Source organism: Paenibacillus sp. FSL L8-0502, from assembly GCF_038593055.1.
Lineage (GTDB): Bacteria > Bacillota > Bacilli > Paenibacillales > Paenibacillaceae > Paenibacillus > Paenibacillus polymyxa_D.
Genome location: NZ_CP151958.1, coordinates 2,844,080 through 2,864,919 on the forward strand (window position 1 = coordinate 2,844,080; position 20,840 = coordinate 2,864,919).

The window sequence follows — 20,840 nt, forward strand, 5'->3', positions numbered from 1 at the left end:
GTATTCTTTTTCCGACACAATGATCATCTACTAACATTAAAAAAATAGCAAAAACAATTCCATTTGAAAATTTAAGTATTATAAAACAATTCGTCGAGTTTAGGTTGATTATGCACATTATATATTAGGGGAAGAGTATAAGATGGATTAGCTCCATTTTATGCTCCGAATTGTTTAGATTATTTAAAAGGTACCACTTTGAATAAGCTCAATGAACTCTAACAAAAGAAGACCCGCGTTTCAATAACGCGGGTCTTCTTTTGTTAGAAATTGCTGGTTTGATTCATATGCAGTTTAAAGACCAATTTGATTAAACCATCATTTTAATTACGATAATTCCAATCAATGCAAGAATTAAGCCGAATATCTCTTGACGACTCATTTTTTCTTTTAGATAGAATTGAGACACGTTCTAAAAGTGTCCCTTCATTTTTTTGATTTTTTGTTTTGCTCATTAAAAGTTACATCTGTTGAAGAAGGAACTTGTCTAATCTTAATTACAAAGGCTATAAAACAAGATGGCCAGTATGCCCCATTGCCAGTCTTGATACTGTCCTACTTGCAGATCTCGCTTGTATCTAACGACGCTAAGAGAGGATAATGATGCAGAATCCGACTAGCTGCACTAAAACGGCGTCTCTTCCCAAAACAAAGCAGCTAGGCAGGATAACAAGCACAGGTGTTAGTCCCGAAAAAATGCTATGACTGAAGCTCGACCAAGAGAAACTTAAGATCGAAACAAAGAGATATGAGCATCAAGCTTCAGTCTCAACTTGGATATTACATCTTTTATCTTTCTCATGATTTGGTGATGTAGCAGAGTGTGTTAATATGCGGTCAAGTATTTTTTTAGTAAATGGCATAAAGTAATTGAGTATTAGCCCCCCTAAACAAACGGTTAACAAGGTTCCAATGCCAATGGGTCCGTTTAAAAGGACTGCTATGATCAAGAATATAAGGTAGATGAATGTTCTCGAAAAAAATAGATTTGTTTTAGTTAATTCCTTTATGATTAATGTTAATCGATCAACTGGAATGGGTGCAAAATTTGTCTGTAAATATGTTGCAGTTCCTAATCCTACAACAACTAAACCAATTCCAAAACAAACAACTTTGCTGTACCATAGTTCAGGTGTTATCAAATTGTGCAGTAAAAAAAGCCACATATCAATACCAATACCCGTTATAAATGCTGTTAACAACCCCAAAACTTCTGGTGTTTGTCTTTTTAAAAGCGAATTACAACCTATCAATATTATAGCTATTATGATTTCCCAACTTCCCACAGTAAGCCCCACATTTATAGACAGTCCTACTAAAAGTGCATCAAAAGGTGAAGCCCCAAGGTCTGATTGTATAGTGAACGAAATTCCAAGGGATAATATAAAAATTCCTAATACGAAAAAAATATATTTCAATTTACTCGACCTCTTTAATATATTTTTTTGTTGCAAATGCAATAAAAATAAGGTAAATTCAATATATATCATTTTTATTGCATTTGCAACAAAACAGGGGTAAAGGAGTCCATTATGAAGGAAGTACTTCGTGAAATTGGAATGATCGCAAGAGCATTAGATTCTATAAGCAATATCGAATTTAAAGAATATGACCTTACAAAAGGACAATATTTATACCTTGTACGAATATGTGAAAACCCAGGAATCATTCAAGAAAAGTTAGCCGAGATGATAAAAGTAGATCGAACAACCGCATCTCGTGCTATAAAAAAACTTGTTATTAACGGATTTATTGAAAAGGAAGAGGATCAGCATAACAAAAAAATTAATAAACTCTTTCCAACAGAAAAAGGGAATAAAGTCTATCCTTTTATAAAAAGAGAACATGATTATTCGGATAATGTTGCATTAGCGGGATTTTCGGAAAGTGAAGTAAACACCATTTTTAATCTTCTTCAAAGAGTAAGAAAAAATATAGGTGATGAATGGGAATTTGTAAAAAAGGGGAACAAGAGAAATTACTGATTTATATGAAAGGGCGATAATTTAAAGTGACTGTAAAAATAATAAAGTGCAGCCGTGAAGATCTACAAATACTCCAAGAAATAAGTATTGAAACATTCAACGATACTTTTAAGGATCAGAATTCACCTGAAAATATGAATGCCTATCTGGAAAAAGCATTTAATTTTAAACAGTTGGAGGAGGAATTGTCCAACGACTCTTCAGAATTCTTTTTCATCTATTTCAATGAAGAACTTGCTGGATATTTAAAGGTAAATATGAACAATGCCCAATCCGAAAAAATGGGTAATGAGTCGCTCGAAATTGAGAGGGTTTATATAAAAAACAGTTCTCAAAAACATGGGCTTGGTAAATATCTGCTAAATAAAGCTATGGAAATTGCAATGGAACATAATAAAAAGAAAATCTGGCTTGGTGTATGGGAAAAAAATGAAAACGCCATTGCTTTTTATAAGAAAATGGGGTTTGTTCAAACTGGCGCACACTCTTTTTATATGGGTGATGAAGAACAAATTGATTTCATAATGACCAAAACAATGATATAAGTTTAGGGAGATATACGAATTTTTATTGATTTTATATTGTGTTTTATTCACTAATATGTATAATGTTAACTATAAAATTGAATTCAAAAATGTTTTCTAGGGTTCCGCGATAATATCGGCTGGTCCGAGAGAAAACTCACAGTCGTCGTACTGTGCCACGGAGGGATAAAAGCCTGGGAGAAAAACTGCTGTATGCAGTATTCTCTCAGGCTTTTTTTTATTGCTGCTATAAATTCATACTACATTTGCAGCATTATCTAAAAGGAGGAAGCACAGAATGAACAAGACATGGTTATCTGTTGTAGTTGCGGCATTATTCGAAGTTGGATGGGTCATCGGCCTGAAACATGCCAGCGGCTGGTTAGAGTGGGGGGGCACTTTAGTTGCCATTTTAGTAAGTTTCATACTCATGATTATGACTTCCCGTACGCTTCCGGTAGGTACGGTGTATGCAGTATTTGTCGGATTGGGAACGGCCGGCACTGTATTAGCAGAAATTTTGTTGTTTGGTGCTGAGGTAAAGGGATCTAAATTGTTGCTAATCGGGGTGCTTCTGCTCGGAGTTGTAGGACTCAAAATACAGAGTAAAGAGAAGAAACAAGGAAAAGAGGTGCACTGACGTATGAACTGGGTATTTCTTATTTTGGCAGGCGTATTTGAGATGATGGGAGTTCTCATGATTAATAAGCTCCATAAAGACCGGAATTTCCTGTCTGCTTTTTACTTGCTTGCAGGCTTTGGATTGAGCTTTTTGTTTCTATCCCTGGCCATGGAAACACTACCAATGGGAACGGCCTACGCTGTCTGGACCGGTATTGGAGCTTCTGGCGGAGCCATATTGGGCATGATCTTCTACAGTGAACCGCGTAATACCGCGAGGATTCTGTTCATCGCGATGGTACTCGGTTCAGCAGTTGGCCTAAAGCTGGTAAGCTGAATAATGATGGAATTAGAAAAACTGCTGCTCATCTTAGAACAGCAGCGAACTATCTGAATGCTTATGGTAGCTAGAAAAGACCAGCGTGCAGACAAAGTATCGATAAGAAATTTTGTCTGCATGTTTTTTTGCATACTCTTAGCCTTCTATCTCTGATCTTCAGGATCGCCGCGTTGTGTTTTCAGTTTTAGAAAATGAAGAGTCATTTGAAGCTTCAGGCGAATATCACCATCGCTTAGATCAACCTCGAAAAGCTCACGTATCCTGTTGATTCGATAGAACAAAGTATTTCTATGAATAAAAAGTGTTTTAGCAGCAAGATTTGGAGTGTCCACATATTGAAGATAGGCTTCAAGGGTGGGCAGTAAACTTGTTTTGTGGCCATTGTCATAAGCAATTAACTTTTGGATAACTGGATGGCAGAAGTCAGCGAGATCGTTCTGTTCCGATATGATCTTTCCAATATGCTCGCAGAGATAGTCCTCATACATATACACTGGCTTGTTTGAATTAAGTTGGAAATCAATCTCGACGGCGGTTAGGCATTGCTTATAATATTTTCGCAAAAAAGTTAAATGACTAAAGCAGTTACTCAGCGAAGCAGTTAGACCGTTTACTTGGAGAAATTCTAGAAATCGTTTGTCTTCAGCAATGATTTTACAGGATGAATCAACGAGGGAAATGAGAAATACAATGCGTCCCTGATATACGATCCAGCGGCTATCCGGTAGCAATTGGATCATATGCTGTGCAACTAACTGAACTTTCCCGTACACCAAAGCTGTTATCCAACAGTCGTTGGTCTCGGGATCGCGTGAATAATAAGGAATAAGAGCCATACGGGTGAGTTCGTACAGATTGGATTTCTTCATGCTCTCAATGAGTGGTTGGAGCGAGAAGGTGCTTATAGCGCCCTTCATAGAACGAAGCCGGAAACCCTGGCTTTTGCATTAAGTGATTCCCCGACCGGTCTTGCCAGCTGGATCGTAGAAAAATTTCGAGGTTAGAGTGACTGTGACGGAGATATGAAGAGGTCTTTTTCACTTGATCATATCCTCACCAACATATCGATTTACTGGTTTACCAATTCGCTTGCTTCTTCCATACGAATATATACTGAAGGTACTCAAATGCCACTGCATTTCACCGAAGGTCAGCGCGTTACTGTTCCAACAGGGGTTTCCTTATTTCCCAAGGAGCTGCCCACGCCTCCCCGAAGCTGGGTAGAACGCGTCTATAATATTACGTACTGGGAGAAAGCGAATAAAGGCGGTCATTTCGCCGCTATGGAAAATCCTAAATTGTTTGCCGACCATCTAAATCATTTTTTTCATACATTAAGCGTCTGATAGCCTCTATCCTTCGGGGAGCAATGCAGGGGGGATAAACAACAACGGAATGGACAAGAGAGCAGGGTACGTGCTCACGCTTTATCAGTTCTAGGGGCGGGATAACCGCTAATACTTGATGGTTGTTGGTCATTAAATATACGGAAGAATTTACGCACATAGAAGCTGTCGTTGGGGCATCTTGGTTCACTCCCATCCGTTAAAAATTTAGTTCAGAGCAATATCCTGACTCTCTCTCTTAGATATACTTTTTAATTGGAAGCAACCTTAGCACAGTGCAATACCGAACTGAGGTTGCTTCAGTTATCTAAGACATACTACCGTTTACTTCAGATAGGTTCCCGTTTCTCCAATTCCACCTCTACCATTCAATACATATACCCTTGCATTTCCTTTGCCGGAGCATGTCAGGGTAATCTTGCCATCAGTAACGGTTTTGGAATCACCGGTCACCGCATCCACATAGGTTCCGTTCGGAATTCCGGTAAACGTGGCGTTTCCTGAAATCGTGACCAATGCAAAGCTGTCAATGCCTTTGGCACTGTCGGTATATCTTCTCTTAAACGCCAGATTGCCCGACACATTCTCTGTGGAATACTGGCCTTTTTGCAAGGCGGGAACAGCTCTTCTGATTAAATTAAGCTGTCTGATATGTTTCGCCAGAGGATGGTTGAGCGATTCCGCAAGCGTGCCAGTAGCATTTGTGTATTTGCCGTAATCTTGTACCGTAACATTGCCTTCCACGTGATCGCCGAAATATGCTCGTCCCGTTTTGCTTAGCGGTGCGTTTGGACCTGTATCAATAGTTGCCCCTTTTTGAAACTCGATTTCGGAGCCGTAGAAGATAGCGGGTATTCCGCGGAAGGTGAACATCAGATCGAGATTCTCAGCCCAAGTGTCCTGTGTGCCCGCGAATCTTTGATTTTCCGGAGCCTGGTCAGGAGCATAGTCATGCGAGTCGACATAGGTTACATTCCACGTAGCATCATTATAGTATTGGTCGCCACTTCTCATATTGAATGCTTCATGCGCGGTCTTGAATGCCCAATGCATTGGAAAATCAATCACATCCATGCCCGATTTCATCGAATAGTCAGGCGTATGATAGGTATTTCCGTTTAAGAGAGCATTGTTCGAGGTTGGCTGTCCTGCTGTAGTAGAGTTGTCCGTCCACTCTTGTTCAACTGACGCTTTATTGGAGGCGTAGTCATTCTTTCCATCGCCCGGATACGATTTCGAGCTTTTCCAAGTATAGAATGGCGTCGAGATCGCCGGAATTCCACTGTTCCAAACATCTCTGTAACGTGTGGCTACTTCTCCAAAAATATAGAAATCCGAGCCGCCTCTTGTTTTCCAGGCAGGAATATAGTATTTATTGAAAATATACCGGCTCACATGCTTCACCGTATCGACACGGAAAGCGTCAACACCCATGTCAATATAGTGATTGTAGGTATCAATTAAATATTTGTTAACTGCAGGGTTTTCCGTGTTCAAATCCACGCAATCTCCCGCTATCTGACCAGTCTGAACCGTATAGGATTCCCAGGAAAGACTTTTCTCTGTATGGTAAATGTTATTGTTCGTTCCCTCGTTCTTCATTAAGGCGAGCCTTGCCTGATACTGCTGATCGGGTGTCATAGTATCATAGTTTGGTGGCAGCTTATCCGTAGTTTTCACCAAGTTGTTAGCAGTATCCGGTTTAGCCGGATCTTTCTTGAACATGGGGTACAGATTCTCTTCACCGAAATTACCCGTATGATTGACGACGATGTCCTGAATAACCTTCAGCCCTTTGGCATGGGCTGCATTGATCAAATCCTGATAAGAAGCTCCCGCCGATTCATACCGTGGGTCTACTTTGGCAAAATTTAAAGCATGGTAACCATGGTAATCATAACCGCTGGCATTTTGCACAACAGGTGTAATCCAGATGGCGCTGAATCCGAGGGCTTTGATATAATCGAGCTTTTGAATCAGCCCCTTAAAGTCTCCTCTCCAAGCCGGGTCCGAATCTGGATTGCGCGCCTTTCCATCATCCCATGCGTGCACGTTGTTGCTCGGATCACCGTCATAGAACCGAGAAGTAATCACGAAATAGATGGTGTCTTCCCGAAAATCCTTCTTATTTCCAATATTATAAACAAAGCTCTGCTTGGTTTGATTACCAGCGCCGTCTATAACGAGAAATTTTAATGTCGTAGTCTTGGAGATAAGAATAGACGGTCCAGTCAATCCGGTCAGTGCGTTGCCGAGAATATAGACTTTTGAGCTTGTGGTTGGTTCTGTACCATCCTCCGTATAGTATGCCTTGGTCGTTGCCGCCTTGTTATCTTTCAGGTTAAAGGATACAGTCACCGAGGAATCAGAATGCCCGGCAGGCAAATTCGCTGTGATTGTCGGAGCTTGCAGATCTGCATTCAGGTCAATTACATAATCAAAAGAGGATGCATTTCCAGTTTGACCGATTGAGTTGATACCGAAGGCCTTAATGGTCAAAGAGGAAGCAACTTGGATTGGAGAGGTATACAAGGTCGAGGATGTCGTAGGTGTCGAACCATCTATCGTATAGTAAATCTTATCATCACTGCTGGTGCTGGAAAGCGTCACCGTTTGGGACGAATCATATGTTTTGGGTACAGGAGAGGCGGAAATCGCCGGAATTTTAGGCATTTCCGGGCTGACATCATACCATGTGTTATCTGTGTAATACCAGCCCTCTTTCACACTGCGGGACAAGTCGGCCGTTTGTTTGCCGCTACTGTCATTGAAAATGAGGCTTGAGCCTGTGGCATCGGCAATGGTGTAGCTGTACCAGTCATTTCCATCCGACTTCATCAGGATTCCCGGCCACGCCCCGCTTATCGGAACGCTTGCCGGATTCAGGTTCCAGTAATGGATTCGAATCGCTGAATTCCAGCTTGAAGGTTTCTTAAAGTGAACCGTTAACCCAGTTTGAGTTGATTTAGTTGTTGTGGTAGGTGTATACGTTGCGGTAACGGTAGACGTGATCGAAGCGGTTGTCGATGGAAGAGCAGTCGCTGTGGAATTCGTGTAGGTGGCTGTATAATCGTTGTTACTCGAAGCTACGCCGGGTAAGCCGAAGAAGTTGAAGCAAAGCGATAAAATAATCAACCAAGAAATAAAACTCCCAGTTTTTTTTCTTAGCAAGTTAACAACCTCCTGATAATATTTAGTGGAATGGATTTTGCAACCGGTTGCATTAAAAGTAAAAAAAAGAAAGGCATTTATTTGGATAAAATAGATTCATTGATCGCCTCCTCCATGGTATGTAGGGAAATAAATCATTGTACGCGCTTACAAAAGAAAATATGAAAAAAACATCCACAGGGCACTATGCCAATGATTTTTCCTTTTATGATTATATCAACCATACTTTTACTAGTCAATGCAATTGCAGGGACATTATTCAAATCTAAGAAAACCAGTTCGTAATTGAAGTCAACGTCCAAAAAGTCTTGAAGGCACAGTGAATAATAATGAGGGGGAAAAAAGGCCGTTGGAAATTTATCTTTAATATAAGCATTGACAAATTGTAAAATAAATGAAATCATGTCGTTGAGCTCAATTATGTGCAAACGATTGCCCTTTTTGGAAGCGTATACATGTTGTTTTGCCCTCTTTTATTTACTCCTAATCTCTCAAGAGAGGTTGGTTGTAAAATAAAATTTAAAAGGAGAGTTTAGTATGAGGAGGAAGACAAGCCCCATCTTGAGGCGTACCTGGAGTATCGTTCTCTTTGTCGTATTGTTGTTGCAAACGAATGGCTTTACTCCCGAAGCACAGGCGAATGCCGATGTTCGGCAGTTAGGAGGTTCGGATGCGAAGCTATCGGCTGTCGCAAACTACGAACTCCCGGAAAGAACGAAGGATGGTCTTATTTTTCATGCGTGGAACTGGTCTTTTGACAACATCACCAGAAACCTTCCGGAACTGGCTCAGGCGGGATTTAAAGCGGTGCAAACTTCGCCAATCCAAGCCAGCAAGGAAGGGTTGACAGAAGGCAGCAAGTGGTGGATTTTGTACCAGCCCATCAACTTTAAAATCGGCAACTCTCAATTGGGAAGCAGGGATGATTTCAGACAGCTTTGCCAGGAAGCGGATAAATACGGCATAAGTATCATTGTTGATGTTGTCGCCAATCATACGGGGAATGCGGGCGGTGGAAATCAGCAGTATCAGCCGGCGCATAATGTTGATTCGGCAATCAAGAATAACAGCTATTTCTGGCATGAGGCCAGAGGTGTGGAAAACTGGAATGACCGTTGGCAAGTCACACAGTGGGGAATTGGTCTGCCCGACCTCAACACGTCTAATCAGGAATTGCAAGATATCATTATCGGCTTCCTGAATGACGCCATTTCCTTGGGCGCCGACGGCTTCAGATTCGACGCCGCCAAGCATATTGAGTTGCCCAACGATCCGGGGGGCTCCAACTTCTGGCCCCGGGTACTGGGTTCGTTAAACAATAAAGATAGACTGTTTAATTACGGAGAAGTGCTTCAAGGTGGAGCTGACAACTTTGCCGGCTATGCCAATTACCTCAGCTTGGCCGCCTCCAGCTATGGGGACAGTGTCAGAAGCGCCGTTGGTTATCACGGTGGCATCAATGTTGATGCGGCCAAATCTTTTAACGCTAATAATGTAAGCCCCTCCAAATTAGTTACCTGGGTCGAATCGCATGACACTTATGCCAACGACAACAGCGAATCGACGGGGTTGAACGATTGGCAAATCAAAATGGGCTGGGCAATCATCGCCTCCCGGGCGGAGACGACCTCTCTGTTCTTCAACAGACCGACAGGAGGTGGGAAATTTGCGAATCGGCTCGGCGATGCGGGGAATACGCTCTGGAAGGACCCGGACGTCGTTGCCATTAACAAGTTCCACAATGCCATGGTAGGTCAAGACGAATACATTAGGACGCAAGGGAATCAAATTATGCAGGTTGAACGCGGAACCAAAGGCATGACGATTGTGAATCTTGGAGGCAATGCTCAAATCAACTCCCCTACCAGACTGGAGGACGGCGTTTACCAGAACAAGGCCAATGGTGGTGGATCGTTTACGGTGTCGAACGGCAGAATTACCGGCCATCTGGACGGAGGCAGGATCGCCGTACTGTATAGCGCAGCGCAACAAACTCCGTCAGTATCCGTCGATCCTGGGGAAGGAGCCTTTTTCACAGATTCTGTTAACGTGAGAATGAACTATTCCAATGCAGACTCGGCAACCTACACTTTGAACGGGGGGCCGGTGACTCCGTTCAGTTCGGGAGATATGGTCAGCATTGGCGCTGGAACTCCAATCGGATCGACGTTTGTTCTGAAAATAGTCGCCGCGAATTTGTCTGGTCAAACAGAGAAGATGTTCAGGTATACGAAGGAGGAACCGAGCTCGGGCATGACCGTTCATTTCTACAAGCCTTCCGGCTGGGGAGTACCGAACATCTACTACTACGATGATTCCATGACTCCGCTCAGGGAAGGCTCTGCTTGGCCGGGCGTGGCCATGCAGGATGAAGGCAATGGCTGGTTCGTGTATAGGGCCCCGGACTGGACGCAGGCGAAGGTCATATTCAACTCAAGTGGAAATCAGATACCCGGATCGCAAATGCCTGGATATGCCGTAAGTGGCGAGAGATGGATCAAGGAAGGACGGATTACTCCGCAAAATCCCAATGGGACAAAACCGACGGTTCCGATCGATAAACCGGAAGGAACATTCCAAGGGGATAGTCAGGAGATGCTCAATTACACCGATGTCGACAGTGGTACTTAGAGACTGAACGGCGGTTTTTTACTACCGACCACAAACTAACGATAGGCACGGGTGATCTGCCCGGTGCCCGCTATACGCTGGAAGTGACAGCAAGCAACGCTATAGGGAAAACGAACAATAGCTATACTTTCCCCAAAGCACAAAGCACAGGCGAAGAGATGTTGACTTCCAAGAAAGAAAATACAGCTTGGTCGGGAGGTCCAGGGGAGCCGCTTGTATGAATGGCTTTTGGGAAACCTATCTCATTGCATGAATTCTTTTACCCGCTAATGCAAGGTTACGGCTCGGTCGTTTTGCAATGCAATATTGAGCTTGGCGGTTCAGATCAGCATTTGTCGAGGGACAAGAACATAGTCCTATTGAAAGTCGCTATTTTGGCGGCTTTTTTTGTTGTATAGGCTTTTCAAAAAAACTGAAACTTATTTAAGTTCGCACTTAGCCAGCTTGAGAAAGTTTTTTATATTATTTTGCTGCTATCCTTCCACTGAGAAAGCTAGTATAGAATCAGGATTTTGAGGCTTCTTTAAGGATGTTATTACATAAGAACGGATCTTAATACAATCTTAATGCTGTAGGCGAATTCGTAATACGGTACTGATTTTGCCCATGATATACTAAGGATTGAGAGATATATAATAGAGGGTGGGCACAGGATGGCAGCAAAACAGAACGATGCCGAGTCCATATTTGATCAAATTACTGACTTGCCGGTAAGGAAAAGAAGAGGAAGATTGAAGGTTTATGTTGGATATGCACCAGGTGTTGGGAAGACCTGTGCGATGCTTAGCGACGCCCACGAAGAGCAAAAAGAGGGTATAGATATCGTAGTTGGATATATTGAACATTATGCCCGGCCATACACTGCGGCGCTGTTGGAAGGACTTGAACTTCTTCCTTACATCAAAATTTCAAATAAAGAATCCTCAACTAAGGAATTTGATCTGGACCAAGCGCTCCAGAGAAGCCCTGACCTTATATTATTGGACGATTTGGCCCATACCAACGCGGCAGGATGCCGACATAAAAAAAGATATCAAGATGTGGAGGAGCTTCTTCGCGAAGGAATTCATGTATATACGACGATGAATGTTCAACAGCTCGAAAGCCTAACGGATATTGTTTACTCCATTACTGGCATTTCCGTTGACGAACGCATACCGGACAGTGTATTTGACAGTGCTGATCAGGTGGAATTAGTCGATATTGAACCGGATGATTTAATAGGACGTTTGAATAGGGGAAAGATTTATCCTGAGGAGGAGAATACACAGGCTCATTTATTTACCAAGGAGAAGCTGACGGCTCTACGTGAAATTGCTTTGCGTAATACAGCAAGTCAGTTAAACCGAATTGCGGAGCAAATCAGTGAGCAGGCGATAACAAATGAATCTGATACGAAAGAACATATTCTGGTCTGCCTGTCTTCGGCTGCTTCCAATAAGAAAGTGATCCGAACAGCAGCAAGAATGGCGGCAGCTTTTCATGGTCATTTCACCGCGTTGTTTGTGGAAACACCAGAAGCGAGAGAATTGACATCAAAAAATAAAGCGGAGTTAAGGGAAAACCTTAGGCTGGCTGAGCAAATGGGTGCACAAATCGCAACGATGTATGGAGACGATATTCCAGGACAGATTTCCGAATATGTCAAAACAAGCCATGTATCGAAAATTGTCCTAGGACGCTCCCCTTACAAGAGAAGAGGGCTTGCAAAATCCAATGTAATGGATAAACTAACGGCCTTGCTTCCTAATATTGAAATCTATATTATCCCCTATACTCAGTCCTCCTTATATAAAAGATTGCCTTTTTACGAAAAATACCCAATGCTGTCGTTGGCAGATACTATCAAGACCATTGTTATCTTGACTGTGTGCACAATTATTGGCTTGTGGTTTAAGTATTTGGAATTCCGAGAAGCTAACATTATCACCGTGTACATTCTAGGGGTTTTGTTAAATGCAATTGTGACCAAGGGCAGAATGTATAGCGCCATTTCTTCGGTTATGAGTGTACTTGTGTTTAATTATTTCTTTACCGAGCCTTATTATTCTTTACAGGCTTATGATTCAGGCTATCCGGTCACCTTTCTGGTCATGCTGGCTGCTTCTTTCATGACGAGTACACTAACTATGCGAGTTAGAGAGCAGGCTCGGCAGTCCGCGCAAAAAGCTTACCGTACCGAGGTGCTTCTGGAAACAAGCCGGAAATTGCAACAGGCCAAAGACTCTCCGGCTATTATTAATGAAATGGCGCATCAAATGGTGAAGTTGTTGGACAGAATGGTCATTTTCTATTCAGTTGACCAAGGGGAACTGTCGGCGCCGCAGTTTTTTCCAAAGAAAGAATCTGCAGTTGATCCAGGGGTCTACACAGGAGGCAACGAACGTGCAGTTGCAGAGTGGGTGTATAAAAACAACAAGCGTGCAGGAGCTACGACGGATACTTTTTTTGGCGCTAAGTGTCTATATCATGCGGTGCGTGGAGGAGATCAGGTTCTTGCGGTGGCAGCTATTGTAATGGATGAGGAAGAACCTTTAGAAGTTTTTGAAAATAGCCTAATGCTTGCCATGCTGGGAGAATGCGCGCTGGCGCTGGAGAAAGAAAAACTGAACGAAAGACAACAAGAGATCTCCATGCAAATCCAGCAGGAGCAACTCCGTGCCAGTCTGCTTCGGTCCATTTCTCATGATTTACGCACTCCTCTTACCAGCATCTCAGGCAATGCGGGGATTCTTCTTGGAAACTCAGAGGTACTAAACGAGGAACAAAAAAAAGGTCTATATACGGATATATATGACGATTCCATGTGGCTGATCAATTTAGTAGAAAATTTGCTGTCCATTAGTCGAATCGAAGGTGGTACTCTAAATCTTAATTTTCAGGCAGAATTAATGGAGGAAGTCATTTCGGAGGCTCTGCTTCATGTGAATCGCAACAGTGTGAAGCATGTCATTCAGACGGAATTGGATGATGAATTGATGATGGCTCGAATGGACTCCCGACTTATTGTTCAGGTATTGATCAATATGATTGATAATGCAATCAAGTATACCCAAGATGGCTCTCACATCACGATTTCCGCAAGACACGAAAGACATATAGTCGTTGTAGAAATCTCAGATGATGGCCCCGGTATTTCTTCAGAAGAAGTCAAGGTCAGACTGTTTGAGATGTTTTATACGGCAGACAACATTCATGGGGACGGACGCCGTGGATTAGGGCTGGGGCTTTCTCTGTGCAAATCAATTGTGAATGCTCATGGAGGTACTATTGGTGTTAAGGACAATGTCCCTAAAGGGACGATTTTTTATTTTACCCTGCAAGCTGAGGAAGTGAATGTTCATGAATAAACCTTTTATCCTTGTTGTGGAGGACGATAAACCCATCCGCAAGCTGATTACGACAACCCTGGAGACACAGGGTTATAAATACCATACGGCTGAAACAGGGGAAGCATCGATTTTAGAAGCAGTATCCAAGCAGCCGGACCTAATGATTCTGGATTTGGGGCTGCCGGATATGGACGGTGTAGATATCATAAAAAAGCTTCGTGCATGGTCGAATATGCCTATTATCGTGGTCAGCGCACGCAGCGAAGATCGGGATAAAATAGATGCGCTGGATGCTGGAGCGGACGATTATCTAACAAAGCCCTTCAGTGTAGAAGAACTGCTGGCCAGACTTCGAGTCAGTTTACGAAGAATTCGAAATGACAGTGATAAGCTCCTGAAGGATGCTTCCAGCTTTATTAATGGAAATTTGAGAATTGATTATGCAGCAGGATGCGTATGGATTGGTGAAGAAGAAATTCACCTGACCCCAAGCGAATATAAACTGCTTTGCCTGCTGGCAAAACATGTAGGCAAAGTACTGACCCATAATTTTATTCTGCATGAAATCTGGGGCAGCCACAGCTATGACATTCCTGCCCTGCGTGTGTTTATGGCAACGCTGAGAAAAAAAATAGAAAAAACATCATCACAAACTAAGTTTATTCAAACACATATCGGAGTTGGTTATCGTATGCTTCAGGTTGGAGATGATGGCTAGGTAATCATATTATAATGATGTAATTAGAGATCATGCTCTTTTGGAGCATGGTCTCTTTATTTTTCATCTGTCATCTAAATCTTAAGGTGATCTTTATACCTATATGAAAACCCTAATCCTAAACTAATGGTGAAAATGTTACGCTGAATTCGGAAGTAGAGAGGATAAGGAGGTTTGGCATGTGAGATGGGCACTCCCATGTTCGTCTGTTTCATCGGCTAAGCTGTCAACTGAGTGGAAAGGGAAAGAGGTATGGGGAATGAATGAAATTTTAACAATTGCGGGTCTGATCTCAATTGTGCTGGCGGTGCTGTATTTCGTTAAAAAAATATATGATTTTATCGATTTGCAGAAGTTGACACGGAAGGATATCTATGAGAACTATGATATCTATGAGAACTATGATATCTATAAAGCAGCTCAGAAGTTTGCTCTCGGTACACCCGTCGATGAGATCAGAGAAATCCTGACAAACAGCTATGAGTTAGACGATAACCAGGTTGAAGAGACAATGCTTTTGGCTCTTCCTCATCGGCACGATACCGATGGTGGTTATCTTGCCTTTATCAAGGCTGTAAATCGGGTGCTGGAACAAGAGGTTTACAGTTAAACGTTAGTAAGAAGGAAAAATATGAATCGTTAGGCCGAGTTACTGGTGTTTGCTCCCAATTTGGCCAGAGAACAATTTCTACAAGTGCTGAGTGAAGGAGAGAAATTATTTGTTGCTTTGGCATCCAATCCTGATCAACAACAACATTTGTAAGAATTAGGAGTAGAAAATGTTATTGAAAGCTTAGAAGGCTTATTCCACTTGTTGAAGACGGAGTGAGTCTTTTTTACATGCTAAAAATTCAACTACAATAAGCAATTAAAAACGGCAAGTCGATGTATGCAAAGAGGAAGAGAGAATAAGTTCTATGAATTCCATGAAAGCGTTTGACATATTTGAATATCAATCTATAATTATGAACAGAATTGGACCTCACCGAGATGGAGGTATCCTGATTTTTTCAATCTGAATCGGATTAAGATGTCGCCAATTTTCAAATAGGTCGCTGCCTATGAGGAAGACGATAATTGATAGAGCTGTTATTCATAAACAGCAAGCTCATAACCTGGGGCTTGCTCTTTCATTTACCTAAGGAGAATGGGTCGGAATGACACTTAAAAAAAGAATCTTTTTATTGTTTTTTCTCAGCGCATTTATTCCCTTTATCAGTATATTTGCAATTTCTTACTATACCATTGATTCCATTTTTGCGAATAAAATCAATGATGGAATTAGGAGCAATCTACAGCAGGTAACTTCATCACTGGAAAATTCAATTACCAACCTGAATCATGTTACTCAGCAATTATCCTATAGTGGTACATTAGGCAAAAAACTGGATGAAGTCTTGAAGCCTTCCTCCAATATATTTGAATTGATTGAGGCTAGAGATGAATTAAAGAATGAGTTAAATGTCGTAACGTTTACTAATCCGAATATAGGTCTGACCTTATACTATTTCCAGAAAGAAGGCACTACACAGTTCGCTAACTTTCCCATCAAAGATCGTTTTTCTCCCGAGTCTTTGCCTGTGCTTTCCAAATCATATGGCATTGCGTACTATGGTCCCCATATGAGTATGAACCGATTTGATGATCAGCTTGTTTTATCTGCTATGCGAAAGGTACAGCTGCCTCAAAGGGACGATGTATATATTTACATCGAATCCGGCTTTCGTCTTACACAGGATATACTGGGTTACAATCAATACAAAGGAGCTTTATCGCATTTAATCCTGAATGGTGAGGGCAACATTGTTTACAGTGAAATTCCAGAAGCGATGAAGGTCGGAGAGAATTTTTCCAGCATATCGAAAGGTACTGCAAAAGATGGAATATCCCGTGATTACCATTGGTTTAAGGAGGACTCCACTCAGAACTGGAGCGTCATATCGGTAATTTCGCAGGCTAAGTATCAACAGGAGAAAAACCAGTGGTTGCTTCAAATATTACTGGTCGCTTTATTCTTTCTCGGCTTTACCGTATTTCTGGCTTGGCTTCTGTGGAAGATGGTTTACAAACCATTAGGTCTGTTCCATTCGGAAATTAACGGAATGTCTCAGAATCCACAAAAGGCAGGCAGCCAGACCCGCACTCAGATTCCCGAGTTTGATTTTCTATTGGGGGAATTCTCAAATATGCAGCATCAAATCGGCGACCTGTTCAAGGAAGTGCAGCAGAAAGAGAAGATTCGTGCAGATTTGGAAGTGGAAAAATTGTTATATCAGATCAATCCTCACTTTCTGATGAATACGCTGGATACTGTGCACTGGCTGGCCGTCATGAACGGACAAGGGGAGATTGACAAGTTGGTGCAATCCTTAAACAAGCTGTTGTATTACAATTTGGGTAAATTAGGGCAAGTATCCACGATGGAAGAGGAAATTGATGCGCTAAGACAGTACCTAATCCTGCAGCAAATTCGATATGACTTTGAATTTGACGTACGTATTTCAGCGGATGATCAAGTGCTTCAAATACCTGTGCCTCGTTTTATTTTGCAACCGTTGGTTGAAAATTCACTTTATCATGGACTGAGTGACGAAGGTTTTATTCAAATTGAAGTTACACTTGCCAAAACGCTGAATATTTTAATACAGGATAATGGAGCAGGCATGACCGAGGAAGCGATTCAAAGACTTCTGAATAATCGTATAACTGAACATAAAAAAGTAGGGATGGGCATTGGACTCAATTATGTCCACCGCATGTTGAGGGCACAGTACGGAGATCAAGCACAACTGGTGATCGAAAGTGAATTGGGTACAGGGACAAGTATACTGCTCATACTTCCTATCAAAGGAGAAGATGTCTGAGGATGATTAAGGTATTGATAGTGGATGACGATAAATTAGTACGAAAAGGAATAAGCTCTGCGATGCCGTGGAACGAGTTCAATATGGAGGTTGTAGGAGAAGCAAGTAACGGGTTGAAAGCACTGGATTTTCTGAAAGCCCAACCGGTCGATCTGATGTTGACCGATCTCGCGATGCCGGTGATGTCAGGTATTGAACTGATGCGAGCTGCAAGGCAGCTCTATCCAGAACTACATATTGTCGTATTAACACTGCATCAAGATTTCGATTATATCCAGGAAGCGCTCAGACTTGGAGCCATCGACTATATAGCCAAAGTTCAGCTCGAGAAGGAGCAATTCGAACACGTGCTGCATCGAATACATGCTCGGATTGACGAGCTGGCGAATACAAGACGAAAGCTGCCTCTGCTAAGTGAGACCAATGTCCATTATCGCCATGTGTATGCACTTGTTTCACTGGATCGCAAGTCAGGACAGAGCTGGCCGATTGAACTGACATCCAATGTAGACGAGATCCGATGGGAGGTTGAACGGAACTGTTGGATGTGGACGGCACCCATGGACGTAGAGGATCAGCTGTTCCATAAACTGAAGGAATCCCTGGATCAAGTTCCCCAAGGCGCCTTGCTGGTTATATCCGATGTACAAGACCGAACATGGTCGCAAATCCAAAACTGGATTATGAATTATACAGAAACGTCCTTATTCTATGCATACAACCCTTATGATCCTGTCATTGCCGTTTCGGTGGATGTGGAGGACTCTTTTCCAATAGAACCGAAGGATGAAGACATGGATCGTATTAAGCAAAGTTGGTTCCTATCACCATGGACCCACAACGATAGTTACTACAACCAACTGATTGAACAGCTCAAATCACTAAGACTGCATAAAGGCCAGCTGATGGGATTGCTATACTCTATAGTTATGGAATGGAATCATCTTTTTGCCCAGACTACGCTGGGTAGAATCTCAATGATCCATTCTTTTCAATCCTGGTACGAGGTAGAAGAGTGGATCAAGCAGACCTCTGAGGGCATTCGTAAGTCAGATGAACAGACTTCGTATTCACAGGAAATTGTAGACGCCGTGAAAAAAGCGATTATGATCATGCACAATGATTTGGACCAAGCTTTTACAGCTTCAGGTCTGTCCCAGCAACTGAACATCAGCCGAAGCTATTTCAGTCAATGCTTCAAGGATCTGATGGGGAAAACCTTTAATGAGTACTCCCGATTTATACGAATAGAGAAGTCTAAAGAGTATTTATTGAATACAAACAACACGATTTTCTGGATTGCGGAGCGAGTGGGTTATACGGATGAAAAATATTTCAGCCGAATTTTTCGCGAATTGACAGGTCTGCTACCAAGCGAATATCGACACCTCGGCAGAGGGGATAAATAGCGTACTCTCCCAGATGACCAATAAACCGGGCGAAAGAGGGGAAAGCGATGATTAAGAAGATGGCTGCATGTGTTCTTGTCGTCAGCTTAATTGCAGTGACCGTATATTTCAGCAAACCATACTTCCGGGAATCGCCAATGGGACCAACGAAAACAATCTCGGACACTGCCGCTGCCGATCCATTTGGGAAATATGAACATCCCGTTTCCATCCGACTGGGATATGCGGTAGACCCAACAGGCGCGGATCTCTCTGGAGGAGAAACACTTGAGAAGAATATATGGAAAACGGTGATTAAACAAAACCTTAACATTGATGTCCAGGTATTATGGCAGGTATCGAAGGAAAATCTGAGTCAGAAAATCGACCTGGCTATCGCCAGCAATGATCTGCCGGATGCCATGATTGTAAATCAGCTGCAGCTGAACGAGATGATCAAGGCTGGTGAAATTGAAGATCTAACCGAGGCATACAATAGCAGCGCATCACCGGAAATAAAAAAAATTATTGATAGCACAAACGGATTGGCTATGGAACAAGTGACCTTCGCTGGCAAGATAATGGCTGTTCCTTCTGTGACAGCGGAAGACTTCAGCATGCTCTGGATTCGACAGGATTGGCTGGACCGTCTTGGACTGAAACCGCCGAAAACGGTAGATGATCTGGAAGCTATCGCCAAGGCCTTTGTGGAGAATGACCCAGATGGAAACAGTAAGCGGGATACGATTGGCCTTGCTTCAAGCACTGGACTGTATAACGATTTCAACAACAGTGCTTTTTCTTTTGATCTAACGCCAATCTTCGCAGCATATGGATCTTTTCCGGGATATTGGCTGAGCAAAGATGGAAAACCTGTATACGGTTCGGTTCTACCGGAAACGAAGGACGCCTTGGTCAAACTGCGTGAAATGTACGCCAAAGGCCTTCTCGATCCAGAACTGGGTCTCCGCAAAGAAGCGGAAGAAACAGTTATTAACGGTCAGGCGGGGATGTTCTTTCAAGGTTTCTATGCTGGGTACTGGCCCCTTCCGAGCGCTTGGCAGAACGAGCCGGAGGCGAACTGGCAAGCATACGCACTCCCACTGGATGCAAACGGTGCATACCATGTAAAGGTGGATAATCCGTCAAGTTCATTCTTGGTGGTACGAAAAGGATATGCTCATCCCGAAGCGATCATAAAAATTAACAATCTGTACCTTCGTGATGAGTTCAAGTACGGTACGCGTTTTATGCTGGGCCGCAATTTCTTAGCTCCGGCAGATGAAGCACGATTTGAATCAAAGGCTGCGCAGGATATTCTGATGGGAACCAAAACACCCGCCGATTTCAAGGACAAGTCTGAATACAAATTGCTGGAAAATTTGGTTTCGACAATAAAACAAACCAAATTGAAGCCTTATGATCAATATGGTATTTCCTATTGGAATGAACACAGCAACAGCTTTATGCGGGGTTATTCGCTTCTAGTAGGCGGAAGAAATTTTTTCGATCCAAACATCCATAAAGTTCGAAGCCTTACCTATATACGAACTCCAACGATGGAGAAGACTTGGGGTGAACTATCAAAACTGGAACATGATACATTTTTAAAAATTATTTTAGGCGCTGAACCGACCGATTCATTTGATCAATTTGTCGAGGAATGGAAGAAACAAGGGGGCGATCAAGTGACTGTGGAGGTGACTGCACTCCATAACCATCGCTGAAGACCATCATGAATGTGATACGATAAATTCTATAAGCACGTTTATAATTCCATTAATCAAGCCGACGATTCCTGTTTCAGGAGCTGCCGGTTTTTTTTGTTCTTCACTTTGATTAGTAAGTAAGGATAGACAAATGTATGTCGGTAGGTAGGATAAATGCTTACAAGCCAACATTGGCTTTTTGATCCCAAAT

At 42.5% G+C, this 20,840-nt stretch carries 15 protein-coding genes, 1 pseudogene and 1 riboswitch; of the genes and pseudogenes, 13 read left to right on the top strand and 3 right to left on the bottom strand.

Annotation, left to right across the window (positions count from 1 at the left end; genetic code table 11):
• Nucleotides 1–755: 755 nt before the first annotated feature.
• On the bottom strand, nt 756–1,418 hold the full coding sequence (locus NSQ57_RS12195) for a YitT family protein (protein ID WP_340885403.1): 663 nt from the start codon (nt 1,416–1,418) through the stop codon (nt 756–758).
• Between the two features lie 114 nt (nt 1,419–1,532).
• Between NSQ57_RS12195 and NSQ57_RS12200 the strand changes: the two genes are divergently transcribed.
• The 4 genes from NSQ57_RS12200 (at nt 1,533) to NSQ57_RS12215 (ending at nt 3,467) form a co-directional block, all read left to right on the top strand.
• Nucleotides 1,533–1,985: a MarR family transcriptional regulator gene (locus NSQ57_RS12200; RefSeq protein WP_029515334.1), complete on the top strand. Its 453-nt coding sequence runs from the start codon at nt 1,533–1,535 to the stop codon at nt 1,983–1,985.
• A gap of 26 nt (nt 1,986–2,011) precedes the next feature.
• Nucleotides 2,012–2,530 (top strand): GNAT family N-acetyltransferase, encoded by a 519-nt coding sequence (locus NSQ57_RS12205; protein ID WP_341070826.1) that lies wholly within the window; start codon nt 2,012–2,014, stop codon nt 2,528–2,530.
• 85 nt (nt 2,531–2,615) lie between these two features.
• Nucleotides 2,616–2,712: riboswitch (guanidine-I (ykkC/yxkD leader) on the top strand.
• 95 nt (nt 2,713–2,807) lie between these two features.
• Entirely contained in the window at nt 2,808–3,149 is a 342-nt protein-coding gene (locus tag NSQ57_RS12210; protein ID WP_069011472.1) for an SMR family transporter, read from the top strand.
• A gap of 3 nt (nt 3,150–3,152) precedes the next feature.
• Nucleotides 3,153–3,467 carry a multidrug efflux SMR transporter gene (locus NSQ57_RS12215; RefSeq protein ID WP_023988641.1) on the top strand — a complete coding sequence of 105 codons (315 nt, stop codon included), beginning with the start codon at nt 3,153–3,155 and terminating at the stop codon, nt 3,465–3,467.
• A gap of 146 nt (nt 3,468–3,613) precedes the next feature.
• On the opposite strand, the gene NSQ57_RS12220 is transcribed toward NSQ57_RS12215, so the two are convergent.
• On the bottom strand, nt 3,614–4,387 hold the full coding sequence (locus tag NSQ57_RS12220) for a helix-turn-helix domain-containing protein (RefSeq protein WP_342426099.1): 774 nt from the start codon (nt 4,385–4,387) through the stop codon (nt 3,614–3,616).
• 210 nt (nt 4,388–4,597) lie between these two features.
• On the opposite strand from NSQ57_RS12220, the gene NSQ57_RS12225 reads away from it, so the two are divergent.
• Nucleotides 4,598–4,816: a hypothetical protein gene (locus NSQ57_RS12225; RefSeq protein ID WP_165150632.1), complete on the top strand. Its 219-nt coding sequence runs from the start codon at nt 4,598–4,600 to the stop codon at nt 4,814–4,816.
• 324 nt (nt 4,817–5,140) lie between these two features.
• Here the strand turns inward: NSQ57_RS12225 and NSQ57_RS12230 are convergent, their stop codons facing one another.
• On the bottom strand, nt 5,141–7,987 hold the full coding sequence (locus NSQ57_RS12230; RefSeq protein ID WP_340955377.1) for an alpha-amylase family glycosyl hydrolase: 2,847 nt from the start codon (nt 7,985–7,987) through the stop codon (nt 5,141–5,143).
• A 537-nt stretch (nt 7,988–8,524) separates the two neighbouring features.
• On the opposite strand from NSQ57_RS12230, the gene NSQ57_RS12235 reads away from it, so the two are divergent.
• The 8 genes and pseudogenes from NSQ57_RS12235 to NSQ57_RS12270 all read left to right on the top strand — a co-directional run bounded on the left by NSQ57_RS12235 (nt 8,525) and on the right by NSQ57_RS12270 (nt 20,647).
• Nucleotides 8,525–10,618 carry a starch-binding protein gene (locus NSQ57_RS12235; RefSeq protein ID WP_318628322.1) on the top strand — a complete coding sequence of 698 codons (2,094 nt, stop codon included), beginning with the start codon at nt 8,525–8,527 and terminating at the stop codon, nt 10,616–10,618.
• A gap of 221 nt (nt 10,619–10,839) precedes the next feature.
• Nucleotides 10,840–10,950, top strand: a pseudogene (locus NSQ57_RS12240) (hypothetical protein); the annotation flags it as partial.
• A gap of 321 nt (nt 10,951–11,271) precedes the next feature.
• Entirely contained in the window at nt 11,272–13,968 is a 2,697-nt protein-coding gene (locus NSQ57_RS12245) for a sensor histidine kinase KdpD (protein ID WP_209950305.1), read from the top strand.
• Nucleotides 13,961–14,668 carry a response regulator transcription factor gene (locus NSQ57_RS12250; RefSeq protein WP_029515325.1) on the top strand — a complete coding sequence of 236 codons (708 nt, stop codon included), beginning with the start codon at nt 13,961–13,963 and terminating at the stop codon, nt 14,666–14,668. The genes NSQ57_RS12245 and NSQ57_RS12250 overlap by 8 nt, the downstream gene beginning before the upstream one ends.
• A gap of 259 nt (nt 14,669–14,927) precedes the next feature.
• Nucleotides 14,928–15,278, top strand: a complete 351-nt coding sequence (locus NSQ57_RS12255; RefSeq protein ID WP_341039344.1) for a hypothetical protein — start codon at nt 14,928–14,930, stop codon at nt 15,276–15,278.
• A 547-nt stretch (nt 15,279–15,825) separates the two neighbouring features.
• On the top strand, nt 15,826–17,532 hold the full coding sequence (locus NSQ57_RS12260) for a histidine kinase (protein WP_069011467.1): 1,707 nt from the start codon (nt 15,826–15,828) through the stop codon (nt 17,530–17,532).
• A gap of 2 nt (nt 17,533–17,534) precedes the next feature.
• Nucleotides 17,535–18,941, top strand: a complete 1,407-nt coding sequence (locus NSQ57_RS12265) for a response regulator (RefSeq protein WP_342426100.1) — start codon at nt 17,535–17,537, stop codon at nt 18,939–18,941.
• Between the two features lie 47 nt (nt 18,942–18,988).
• The gene (locus NSQ57_RS12270) at nt 18,989–20,647 is read left to right on the top strand and encodes an extracellular solute-binding protein (RefSeq protein ID WP_342426101.1); all 1,659 of its coding nucleotides are present in this window, start codon (nt 18,989–18,991) and stop codon (nt 20,645–20,647) included.
• Nucleotides 20,648–20,840 lie beyond the last annotated feature (193 nt).